We start from the raw sequence: 11797 nt of genomic DNA, 5'->3' as shown, positions 1-11797 counted from the left end.
CGAAGCGCCCAAGGTTGAAGCCGAAGCGCCCAAGGTTGAAGCCGAAGCGCCCAAGGTTGAAGCCGAAGCGCCCAAGGCTGAAGCCGAAGCGCCCAAGGCTGAAGTTGTAGCGCCCAAGGCTGAAGCCGAAACGCCCAAGGCTGAAGCCGAAGCACCCAAGGCAGCAGCCGAAGCGCCCAAGGTTGAAGCCGAAGCGCCCAAAGTTGAAGCCGAAGCGCCCAAGGCAGCAGCCGAAGCACCCAAGGCAGCAGCCGAAGCGCCCAAGGCCACCGCCTCCGGCCTTTACTCCCGTGCCCGCCAGGCCTCTGCGCCCATGGTCAAGCCGACCGTAGTGGCACAGCCGCCTTACGTTAAGCCGGAGTATCCGCCGCTGCAGCGTCAGGCCGTTACTACCAGTGGCCGTCAGGCCGGTAGCAGCGCGGCTCGCAACACCGCCTCGGCCCCCATGGCCAAACCCGAGTAACACTTACTCCACGAAAAAAGGCTCCTTCGGGAGCCTTTTTATTGTCTGACGTTTTTATTCTCAGTCTTTGCTTAACCGGGCCAGCAGACCGGTACAGGCCGACTCCACCAGATCCAGTACCCGCTCAAAACCCTGCTCGCCACCATAGTAGGGATCCGGTACTTCCTGCTCGGCTTCGGGGGAGAAGCTCAGCAACAGCCGGAGTTTGTGCTCATGTTCAGGCGGACACAACAACCGAAGATCGGCCATATTACTGTTGTCCGCCGCCAGTATCATATCGAAGCTCGCAAAGTCTTCGACCGTTACCTGTCGTGCCTGGATACCGCTGAAATCATACCCCCTGCGCTCGCCCGCCGCCCGAGCCCGACTGTCGGGTGTCGCACCGCTGTGATAACCGAGCGTTCCCGCCGAGTCGATGGTTATCTCTATTCCCGCCCTCAACGCCTGCTGGCGTAACACCGCTTCGGCAGTAGGCGAGCGACAGATGTTGCCCATACAGGCGAAAAGCACACTATATTTTTGCTTATTTTTCAGTGATTTATCAGTCATATCGGCACCTATTTTTACGATTTATGAACAAAAATTAACTTCTTAAAATTCAGTGACTTACTGATCATTTTGGGGAAGGTTTTCGCTATTTGTCAACCCCAAACGAGTCTTTTCGCTCTTGCCATAAAACCCGAAAAAATACGTAAATCATTGAAATATAAGTATAAAAATTAAGTTCAGTGATATGTGGCTTTTGGAGCTGATTTTAGTCATTGCCTCGGTACTCAGTACCAGCATAAAGAGCATAAGGGTCATGTTCCATATGCCATAAAAACCTATGCCTGATAAGGCTCGATCGAGGACTATCATCAGACTCATAGACTGGCCTCCAGCACAGACTAACCCCACAGCTCTGGCTTGCCCCTTTCAGACCAGCTATGCCAGCAAGTGTTACGCCACAATAACCACAGTCTGGTGCTCTTCGACGAAGTGGAAGACGTGTTCAACGAACATACCAGCGAAGGTCGGAAGGCCTGGATGAACCAGTTGCTGGAAAGTGGACAACTGACGCCTGGTAATTTCACCACCGTACTGCGTCGAAATAGCGTGATGGGCGATCCCACTGGCTGTAACGCTCGGATCGGTGGTTGTGGTTGCGGGTGCTGTCTGGCCAGAGCTAGGTCGTAGTTCACCTGCATGGCAAGCCAAGCACGGGCTGTGCTCACTCCTGCCATTTCCAGGCGGAGGGCAAGGTCAGGGCTGATCGCCGCTCGGCCATTCAATACACGGGACAGGGCCACACGGGACATGCCCAGTCGTTCCGCCATTTCCTTGACAGACAGGCCCAACTCAGTAATTACGTCTTCACGCAGCAGTTCTCCAGTGGGCAGTCCAGACCTATAGGCTATCTGACGACTGGTGAGTGAACTCTACAGCACCAGCCCAGCAGGCTACATGAAGAGCCCGTAAACCACAGACACAAACGACACTTTATGAGGTATGCTTGCGTTTTCGTCAGGATGCTGGCACAACAATCGGAGAACCGATGGACACACTTTTCCGCTACCTTGCCATGTTGCAATTAATCCCCCGCGCCCCCCAATACAAAGCGACAACAACTTTGCAGAGTTTGCTGGAAGAGCAGGGCTTCATGGTTAATATCCGTTCCATTCAACGTAACCTGGAAATGCTTTCAAACCACTTTCCGCTTATCTGCGATCAGAGTGAGCGCCCCTACCGCTGGTCATTCGACCCGAATTTCAAAAGTACCCTGCCCGCCATGGATACTGCCACCGCCCTGACTCTGGTACTGGCGGAAGAATATCTCAAAAGCCTGTTGCCCCAGATAGCGGTAGACAAACTTAGCCCCCAGTTTCACAGTGCCCGCAAGTTTCTGGACGGCCTGCAGAAAAACGGATTTGCCGACTGGGCCCGCCAAGTACGCGCCATTCCCAATGGCAAAGCATTACTGCCAGCGGCTATAACTCCGCCTGTGTGGCAGGGCATCAGCGATGCTTTGCTCCAACGCCAAGCAATAGAAGTGCATTATCTCAGCCGGCAAAAGCAAGAGGTAAAACAGTACACTCTGCACCCTCAAGGGCTGGTGGTACGCCACAGCGTCAGCTATCTGCTGGCTACAGTGAACGACTATGAAGACATTCGCCAGTTTGCCCTGCACCGCATTCAGCAACTAGCACTGAGCAAATATCCTTTTCGGCTACACCCAACCTTCAGTGTGGAGAATTACATCGCTGAAGGAATCTTCGGCTATCCGCTAGACAAGCAACAAGTACAACTGATCGCCAAAGTTGACTCAAACGTAGCCTGGACGCTGGCAGAAACTCCGGTCAGCGAACAGCAACAGCTGTCCATACCCGACGAGGATGGCTGGGTTACCCTGACCGCCACCGTGCCCAACGATCAGCAAACCCAATGGTGGCTGATGGGCTTTGGTGCCCGAGTTGAAGTGCTGGAACCGGCTGAGTGGCGTCAGGCCATCTGCGAGCAGGCTAACAAGATGCTGAACATGTACGCCCGCAAGGAATGTCAGCTAACCGGCGGATAACTCGCATCACCCCATACCAATCCGGCATTATCCATCATGATGCCGATAATCACCGGCACCAGCTTCCCAAGAATGGCGTTAGCATCGCGCAATTGGCTGCGGTTCATACGGCTGTTCCAGGTAGCTCCACCATGGATCAACTGGTTACGCAGGGTATACAGCCGGTTGAACACCACCGCCAACACACTAGCCGTATCTTTGCCGGCCAGTGCCGTATTCGCAAACCGCTTGGCGGCGGCAAAACGGCTTTCCCAGTTTTCTCTCATCGCCAGGCCATTGCGATGATCCCAGAAGGGCTGATAGACGTAGGGGTTATCAAGCAGCACCCGGATAGCGCCGGAGTAACGCTGCCAGATCAGATTATAAAGCTGTTGATTCGTATCCAGTTCCACCAGCCGGGCCAGATAGCGGCTGAACTTCTCCCCTTCCAGCATGCGCTGCTCGCCCAGTTCATTGGCATAGGCGGCATTAAAGGCAATCCACAGGAATACAAAGCGCCCGTCTTCGTCATTACACTGTTCGGCCCGGTCAAGCCAGCTCAATGCCCGATGCACTCTCAGCGCCAGCGCTTCTGGGTGGCTGTCGCGTTCTTTGCGTTGACGTTCTTTAAGAATCTCATGGGTCAGTGCCATTCCCCAGCTCCGTTCTCTTGTTATTGTTGCTCAACAGAGTAACGGCCTTGGCACCACCGAACAAGCAGGGTGCTTATTTTCCGATCGTTAATTACAGTCTCTACTCCCGAAATCATTTAGTAAGGCAAAAACAGCGATTCCCTTGCAGGAAAAAATTAAAATAACTCCACTCTCGTCACATCTTCACCCTCCCAGCCGAATTGGCTGGACCTTACACTTAATTCTTTGGCATAGTTTCAACAGATAAAAACATTCAAAGCGACATCAAATGTCGCCTGCCATGTCAGACTAAAACGCAACTAGAAGACATGGCCAGAGCACCAGGATAAAAGATGCCAACACAACTGCCTCCCCTTACTGCTTTTTGCCACGAGTGCGGCTGGAAAAAAGCCTGCCCCTCCACGGGAGATGTGGTGATGGGGCCTCCAAAACAGTGCCCGCGCTGTGGTCACCCCAAGGTGCAATTAAGACCTTCATCTTTACTGGAGTCTGCAATGCAGCTCCTCACTTCTTCTATTAAAAAATAACTGACAGAGGTAGCCATGGCCCAGACCATCGCCAAACCCGCGCTGCAGGAAACCCTACTGCAGCAGGCTCCGGATATAGAAACGCTGTTAAGCCATTACGAGCTTGATGCCACCGCTTTTGTTGAAAAAAGGAAAGAAGTGGAGCACTTCACCGTTCGGGTGCCGCTGGTTGGGGCTTTCAGCAGTGGCAAAACGTCCCTGATTAACGCCCTGCTTGGCAAAAAGTACTTTGCCGTAGAGGTAAACGCAGAAACCAGTTTGCCGGTAGAGCTAAGTTTTGGTGATGAGGTCAGTTTTAGCGGCCACGGCAAACAGGGTATCAGCCTCCCCTACTCCCAGGAGCAGGTGCTGCAGCAGAGCTACGACGCCATTCTGCCCGACGGCTGGCTGGAAGCCCGGCTACCCGCAGAGCAGCTTGCTCACTTTCCTTACCTCACCTTGGTCGATATGCCCGGCTGGGATTCAGGAATCACCCAGCACTCCAAGGCTATCGACGAATACATTACCCGCAGCCTGGCCTACGCCATTGTGGTGAGTGCCGAAGAAGGCACGCTGCGTGACTCCATTCGCTCTTTTCTTGGAGAGCTAGCCCGCCGCAATATGCCAGCCCTGCTGATCGTCACCAAAACCGATAAAAAACCGGCCGAAGACATTGATGCCGTGGTGACCAAGTTAAAGGCCGAAGTTTCCGATCTGCTCGGCCAGCCGCCCCTGGCAGTGGCCGTGGTCAGTGCCCGCAAAAAACAAATAACCGGTTTTTCCAGTGCCCTCACCTCTCTGCACGGAAAAATGGATGAACGCTTTGCCCAGGCAATATTGGTACCGGTAACAGAGCAGCTCCGGCAACTGGCTGTGCGACTGGAGCAACTCGGTAATGCAGATAATCTGGATGCAGAGCAGATCCGCGCTAAAAATGAAGATCTGCATCAGGAAGCCGAACAATTCCGCCAGCGCCTGACACTTCAGGAGCAGCAACTGGATCAGGATCTGCAGCAAGGCATAGAGCGTGTGCTTGGCCATGTTCGCGCCCGGTTGCAAAGCAACACCCAAAGCCTGGCCAATGATCTGATTTACGGCTCGGGCCTCGAAAGCAACATCATGACCATTGTTCGGTTGGCACTGGCCGAAAGCGTGGAAAAAGAGTTTTCCGTTCATATCAGCCGCTACTTGAACAACGTGGCCAGTGACGTTCCTCAGGGCATTACCGTCAGCAGTCAGTTCAATGCCAATACCGACGGCTTCAAAATTTCGGATGAAACCAGCAATACCTTTACCACCACCCTGGTCAGCATGCTGCCGTTAATGATCCCCGCAGTAGGACTGCCGTTAAAAGTGCTGGGAGTGGTCGGAGCCGTGCTGGTGGACGTTGCCCGCAACTTTTTCAGCAAAACCAACAAAGAGCTGGAAGCGGCTCGTCAGCAGGAAGCCGCCGAGTCACAAATTCGCAGCCAGTGCATTCCCGCCGTCATGAATCAGGTAGAGGCTCATCTACGTCAGCAAATTCAGCAGCAAGGCCAGTCAATCAAAGACAAGGTGGCGGAAGAGACCAATAACTATCTGAAACAAAATCAGCAAACCCTGCACGAGCTGGAGCAGCAACTGCGCCAGGGCGAAGCCGCCTTTGCAGAAAAGCGTCAGCAATACTTGAACGATCTGACCACCGTTAAGCAGTGGATCCAGCTTTTTAACACCAAGGAGAACACCAAGTGAGTTTTCCTGCACTTGACCAGCAAACGCTGGCAAACCGCTACCAGCTGTTATGCCGGGCCAGCCACCCGGATCCCGATGAGCACCCACTGCCACCTGCCCTGATCGACAGCCTGGCCCAGTTACATACACTGGTTCACCAGGAGCTGCCCGAGCTGGCCCGCCAGGGCAGCCCGGATCACATTGCCGATCTGCTGGCAGACATGAGCCGGGAGTATCAGCGCTTGGCCGCCTTTTGCGAGTTTCCGGCTCTTGGCAGCAAGGTGGTGGTGGGCATTGGCGGTGCCTTCAGCACGGGTAAGTCCACCTTTATCAATTCCCTGCTGGGCGGCACCAAACGCCTGGCCACCGAGGTGGATGAAACCACTGCCCTGCCCAGCTATCTGATGTGGGGCGAGCAGGAGCAGATCCTGGCACTTAATCTGTTTCAGCGCCGGGTGAGCCTGAGCCAGGAAGAGTTTCTGTCTTTAACTCACGAAGAAAAAAGCCGCTTTGGCAGTCAGGTAAGTGCCTTGCTCAAATCCGCCTACCTGACCCTGCCCGACTTCCCCTGGCGTCACCTTAGCCTGCTGGACACTCCCGGCTACTCCAAGCCTGAAGATGAAGGCAGCCACCAGAGCAGTGATGCCGATATCGCCCGCAGCCAGCTTAACGCCTGCCAGTTTATTATCTGGCTGGTGCAGGCCGATGCCGGTGTGATCAGCGAAAACGATCTGGCCTTTCTGGCCACCCTGCGCCGGGACATACCGCTGCTGGTAGTAATTAGCCGTGCCGACAAGAAACCGGAAGAAGACATTCGTGCCATTACCGAGCTGGTACGCGATACCCTGGCCGTCCGGGGTATACCTGTGCTGGATGTATTGCCTTTTTCCAGCCGAAAAAAACAGCTGTATCCGGTGGCCCCCATTCAGGCCTGGCTGGAGCAATGGGAGCAAAGCCAGCAGGCTCCCACCTTTGCCATTAACTTCAGCAAGCTGTTTTTTAACTACCGCCTGTTTCTGGATCAGTGGCGTCGCCGAGCCGGCCGTCGCCTGCACAAAATTAACCGCATTCTGGCCCTCGCCGACAACGATGTACTGATGAAAGACGCTCAGGATCTGAAGAACATGGCACAGCAGGAGTGCAACCAGACCGAAGCGCTGGATAACACCCTGACAGATATTGAGCACCGTCTGTTTAAACACCTCAGGCTGATTGCCGATGCGCTGAACATGACCATGCCCGAGCCGGGCGCACTGGATTTGCTGCAGCCCGCCCATCAGGATCTGGCCACCATGCTGCGCGAGCTGAGAGAGCGCAAAGACTTGCCCGAGCTGGATTTGACCGATGCCCTGCAAGGGCTGACTCAAGCCGGCAAGCCGGGCAACCTGGACAAGCTGATGTTGCGCACGCCCCCGCACCCGGCCCTGCTGGAGCTGACCAGACCACAGCCGGTAACGCGCCTGGCTGAGCTGCTGCGTCAGCCAGCATCTTCCACTTCCATTGAACGCTTATTGCCCTGAGGTGTTATGAACGCTCTCCTGCATCCACTGGAACAAAAACTGAACGGCATTAAACACCAGCTGTTTCCCCTTCGCCGCCATGTAATCACCTCTGAGCAGCCCGCCGTGATCCAGGCATACGCCACCCTGCTGGCGGCCATATTGCGCGGCCAACCAAGCATCAGCGCCGAGCAGGACATGCTGTTCCGCCGACTGCTGCACGCCATGGACCTGGATGGCCAGCAAGCACAACTGTTGGCTAATGGCGGTCAGCTCAGCAATAAAGAGCTGCTTGATTGTATTGAATTGATTCAACAATCAGATAAAAAAAATGCGTTAATGCTAGACATTCTGATTCTACTAAGAATAAACAACCATCTTTCAACACAGGATCTCAGCCTTGTTTCTGAACTGGCAGCAGCCCTTTCCATTCACGAAAAGAAATTCAGGATAATAAATTATTGGCTTAATGAAATCTTGGGTATAAATGAGGGAACATCAAGTTTCGAACCACAGATAAGAAAACACAAGGCACCATCAAAACCACAAGTCACTAACAGTTTTCTTAGTTCATTCACCCAGTCATCAATCACAACAACTACAAAAACCAAAAAACTAGATAAAGAATTTATCGTGAGTGGTGAAGTTATTATTGACTCCACAAACATCGAACTTCGTGAGTATGCAAAGACGTCAGGAGTCGTTTTAACAAACAACCCTGAATACATATATATAGTTTCCTTCCCTCATACTTTTTCAACATGGATCGACCTCATCGACTTTGATAAATTCACACATTGGTAGAATAAATCATGAACGCACCAGTAAAATTAGATAAATGCCTCAATATTCAGCAGGTATTGGGCCTGCTTGATAACATCAAGCTAAAGCACTTTTCCCTGCCGGCCCACACCATAGCTGAGCTAGCGGATCATGAGCGGGAGCTGTATTTCAGCCTACTGGCCCTGTTATTGCTGGCTGGTGGCAATATCAGCGCCAATCAGCATCGCTTGCTGCAACTGCTGTTACCCGCAATAGGACTGACCGGCAAACTGCCGGCTCTGATGGCCCGGGCACAGAAAATATCGCAGGAAGATCTGGAAACCGGAATTGAGCTGCTAAAGGAAAAAGAACTTGCCAAAACCTTTATTGTAGATGCACTGGTATTGTGCCGGCTGGAGCAGCCTCTTAACCAGGATCAATGCCGAATCCTGGCCGAGCTGGTCGCATTGCTTGGCTTACACCAGGCCGATATGGAGCATCTAGCACAGGTCGCAGCCCTGATCCTCGGCCTGCCCCAGACCGAGGAGCTGCCCAGCGACTTTAACCCGGATCCGCTTAAACTGGACTGCTGGGAAGAGTTTTTATACCGGGAACTGACTGCAGAGCACTTGCAAGCTGGCATTCACAATGGTTATTGGCGTGTTTCTGCGCCACTGAATATTGATTTTCCTTTTGTAGTTAACAATACCGAAGTATATTTCTCTGAAAATGGAAGGTTAAACATAAAAACCACCAATGAGATAAAAATAAATAACACCACCTTCACCAACCCAGTAATAAAAGTAAATGGGACCGAAAACCTAAACTTTTCTCTATACAACTGCACTTTAAAAGGTGAATACTCAACGTCAAAAAAAACAACTGCTTTAACTCTCAATAAAGTAGCATCTAAATTTGAACATACCGACTTCGAAACAAAAAACTCAAGAGCACTACGCATTATAGATGGCAGCATTGAAATTAATGAGTGTAACTTTAACAACTGCGGCCATCCTGATTTAGTTGGAGGAGGAGTAAGCTCTCGCACAAACTATTTCTATATCAACAAAACAAAATTTTCCAAATGTAAAGCAAAAATCGCTGGTGGTGTTAGAGCTTCACATGCAAAGATAAAAGACTGCCACTTCAAAAGTTGCAGGTCTCTGTACATTAACGAATGCGATTTCGATTTAGAAGACATAGAGAAATCCGTTAGTTATGGCCATAATGCTGGAGGCCTTTTTTTAGACTACATTGCTGGTGAGCATGATATTGAACAATGCAGTTTTGAAAAGTCATCCATAAAAATAAAATCAAAAAGAAATTATGACTTAATGAGGGACTGTAAAATGCTAGATTCAACTCTAGCAGTAAACGATAGCGGTACACACATATACGGTCAACGACACGCATCCAAAATTACTAACAGTGTTTACTTATATGTTTTTTCAGGATCATCTCGGGGTGTTCCCCACCAAACTTGGTGGGACGACTTCTAATAGAGAGCATAACAATGAATATCAACTTAAATAATCTGCAGGATAAGATCAGCGATCTCTGCTCTCAGTTTTCCGAGCAGGCCAGTGGCTTTACCGAAACCGAAAGCCTGCTGGAGCTGAAGCAGGAGCTGGCGGATAAAATTTCCCGTTTTTCCGCCGAAGAGCAGCGGCTGAGCATTGGCATTATGGGGCAGGTAAAGGCCGGCAAGAGCACCTTTTTAAACGCCCTGCTGTTTAATGGCGAGCCGGTGCTGCCCGAGGCTGCCACTCCCAAAACCGCCAACCTCACCCGTATTACCTATGGTGAAGAACCAAGGCTGGTGGTGGAGTATTACAGCCTGGAAGAATGGCAGGCGCTGGAAAAGGCCGCCGCCCTGCCGGGCGACAGCGCTCAGACCAAGGTAGCCAAAGAGCTGATGGCCCTGGTGAACAAATATGAGCTGAACGTGGCGGAAAAACTGCGCCACGGCAGCACAGAAACTCTTTCTGCCGTCGATAATGACGAACTGCTAAAGCTGCTGAACGACTATGTGGGTGAAAACGGCTGCTATACCGCTCTGGTAAAAATGACCCATCTTTATCTGCCCCGAAAAGAGCTGCGCGGCTACGAGGTGGTCGATACCCCCGGCATGAATGATCCCATTCAAAGCCGTACTCAAAAAACCCGGGACTACATGGCCGAGTGCGATGTGGTGTTTTTCCTGTCACGGGCCAGCCAGTTTCTCGATCAATCCGACATGAACCTGCTGAGCGAGCAACTGCCCGGCAAGGGCGTAAAACGCATGGTGCTCGTGGCCGGACAGCTCGACGGTGCCATTCTGGATGATGGCTACGACAGAGCCTCCCTTGCCGACACCGAGCAAAACATTCTTGAGCGCCTGGGCCGGGGAGCCGAGAAAAAAATACAGGAGTTGGTAACGCAACGGGAGCAGCGCGGCCAGACCGAGATTGCCGCCATGCTAAGCGAGATGAAAAAGCCGGTATTTGCCAGTACCTTTGCTCACGGCTTTGCCTGCCTGCCTCTGGAAAAATGGGGGCGATCCATGCAGCACAGCCACAGCGAGCTGACAGAGATGGCCGAAAACGAGTGGAACGGCTACCAGTTCACTCAACAAGACTGGCTGCGTATTGGCAACTTTGCCACCCTGCAAAAAGCCTATGAGCAGGCCAGAGCCGATCGCCAGCCCCTGCTGGATGCCCAACGGGACGGCATAGCCAGCCATACTTGGGAGCAGTGGCAACACCGGCTACAGTTGCTGCAAGAAGCCGTTGAAAGCCGCCGTAACAAGCTGGAAACGGGAGATATCAACGAGCTTCAGCAGCAACAGGCTCAGTGTGAACAACGCATCGGCAACTTCGACATGCTGCTCAAACAGCACATTCGCCAGAATATTCAGCGAATCAATCAAGCCACCAGCGAACTGATGGCATCGCTTGAGCAGCAGGCAGCAGACTACCAGCAGGTTCATACCCAAACCGGTACTAAGTCCATTCCGCGCCCAAAAACCGTCAGCACTTCCAGATGGTATAACCCCTTTTCCTGGGGCAGCAGTGAAACCGTCTGGTATACCGACTACGAAAGCTATCAGTTTGCCAACAGTGCCGATGCCGCCGAGCAGGTACGCAAATATGCCCAGCTCTGCAAGCAGGACATTGAGCACAGCTTTAACCGACTGATAAATCCCAGCGCCCTGAAAAACGAGCTGAAAGCCAGCCTGCTGGATGTGCTGGACACCAAGAGTGAACAGTTCGACCCACAAAGCTTTCGTACCATTCTGGATCACGGTATTGAAAAGCTGAAACTGTCGCCCCTGGAGCTGGAAACCGGCAATATGGCCGACATGATCAGCAGCCGTTTTCAAGGGGAAGTAAAAGGCAGCGACATCGACTCACTGCGCAATACCCTGGCAGAAACCCTGCAACAGGTGTTTGTGCGCCTTGGCCAAAGTGTTGGTGAAGGAGAAAACCGCCTGAACGATGCACTCAAGACGGTCTCCGCTACCCTGGCAAACAGCCTCACCCAAGATCTACGCAAAGAGCTCGACAAGCTCAAGCACGACTTCAGCCAGCGCCAGCAACAACTGGAACACTACAGCCAGCTGCTGCAGCTGATTGAAAAGAACCAGCAGTTGTAATTGATGTCGGGCCGTACTGAGCCGTGCGGCCCTTTAC

General features: G+C 52.4%; 10 protein-coding genes and 2 pseudogenes. 9 read left to right on the top strand and 3 right to left on the bottom strand.

The window, feature by feature from the left end:
- Positions 1–463, top strand: a pseudogene (locus Q0753_RS15335) (ribonuclease E); the annotation flags it as partial.
- 60 nt (positions 464–523) lie between these two features.
- Here the strand turns inward: Q0753_RS15335 and Q0753_RS15330 are convergent.
- Entirely contained in the window at positions 524–1012 is a 489-nt protein-coding gene (locus Q0753_RS15330; RefSeq protein ID WP_298723089.1) for a low molecular weight protein-tyrosine-phosphatase, read from the bottom strand.
- 387 nt (positions 1013–1399) lie between these two features.
- On the opposite strand from Q0753_RS15330, the gene Q0753_RS15325 reads away from it, so the two are divergent.
- Positions 1400–1639, top strand: coding sequence for a hypothetical protein (locus Q0753_RS15325; protein WP_298723093.1), 240 nt, complete (start codon positions 1400–1402; stop codon positions 1637–1639).
- A 32-nt stretch (positions 1640–1671) separates the two neighbouring features.
- Here Q0753_RS15325 and Q0753_RS15320 read toward each other — a convergent pair.
- Positions 1672–1800 (bottom strand): annotated as a pseudogene (locus Q0753_RS15320) (transcriptional regulator); the annotation flags it as partial.
- Between the two features lie 197 nt (positions 1801–1997).
- Here Q0753_RS15320 and Q0753_RS15315 point away from each other — a divergent pair.
- Complete coding sequence (locus Q0753_RS15315) at positions 1998–3017, top strand: WYL domain-containing protein (RefSeq protein WP_298723087.1); 1020 nt, start codon at positions 1998–2000, stop codon at positions 3015–3017.
- On the opposite strand, the gene Q0753_RS15310 is transcribed toward Q0753_RS15315, so the two are convergent.
- Positions 2999–3649, bottom strand: a complete 651-nt coding sequence (locus Q0753_RS15310; protein WP_298723085.1) for a HEPN domain-containing protein — start codon at positions 3647–3649, stop codon at positions 2999–3001. The genes Q0753_RS15315 and Q0753_RS15310 overlap by 19 nt on opposite strands.
- Positions 3650–3981: 332 nt before the next feature.
- Between Q0753_RS15310 and Q0753_RS15305 the strand changes: the two genes are divergently transcribed.
- The 6 genes from Q0753_RS15305 to Q0753_RS15280 are packed head-to-tail and all read left to right on the top strand — an operon-like array spanning position 3982 to position 11760.
- On the top strand, positions 3982–4176 hold the full coding sequence (locus Q0753_RS15305) for a hypothetical protein (RefSeq protein ID WP_298723082.1): 195 nt from the start codon (positions 3982–3984) through the stop codon (positions 4174–4176).
- Positions 4177–4191: 15 nt separating this feature from the next.
- Positions 4192–5886 carry a dynamin family protein gene (locus Q0753_RS15300; RefSeq protein WP_298723079.1) on the top strand — a complete coding sequence of 565 codons (1695 nt, stop codon included), beginning with the start codon at positions 4192–4194 and terminating at the stop codon, positions 5884–5886.
- Complete coding sequence (locus Q0753_RS15295; RefSeq protein ID WP_298723076.1) at positions 5883–7385, top strand: dynamin family protein; 1503 nt, start codon at positions 5883–5885, stop codon at positions 7383–7385. Before Q0753_RS15300 ends, Q0753_RS15295 begins: the two co-directional genes overlap by 4 nt.
- A gap of 6 nt (positions 7386–7391) precedes the next feature.
- Positions 7392–8168, top strand: a complete 777-nt coding sequence (locus Q0753_RS15290) for a hypothetical protein (protein WP_298723073.1) — start codon at positions 7392–7394, stop codon at positions 8166–8168.
- Between the two features lie 8 nt (positions 8169–8176).
- Positions 8177–9625, top strand: a complete 1449-nt coding sequence (locus Q0753_RS15285; RefSeq protein WP_298723070.1) for a hypothetical protein — start codon at positions 8177–8179, stop codon at positions 9623–9625.
- 14 nt (positions 9626–9639) lie between these two features.
- Complete coding sequence (locus Q0753_RS15280) at positions 9640–11760, top strand: dynamin family protein (protein WP_298723067.1); 2121 nt, start codon at positions 9640–9642, stop codon at positions 11758–11760.
- The last annotated feature ends 37 nt before the right edge of the window (positions 11761–11797 follow it).

This window comes from uncultured Oceanisphaera sp., from assembly GCF_947495715.1.
GTDB classification, from domain to species: Bacteria; Pseudomonadota; Gammaproteobacteria; order Enterobacterales; family Aeromonadaceae; genus Oceanimonas; species Oceanimonas sediminis.
The sequence above is the reverse complement of the archived record's forward strand: the minus strand, read 5'-3'. Positions and strand labels throughout refer to the sequence as shown.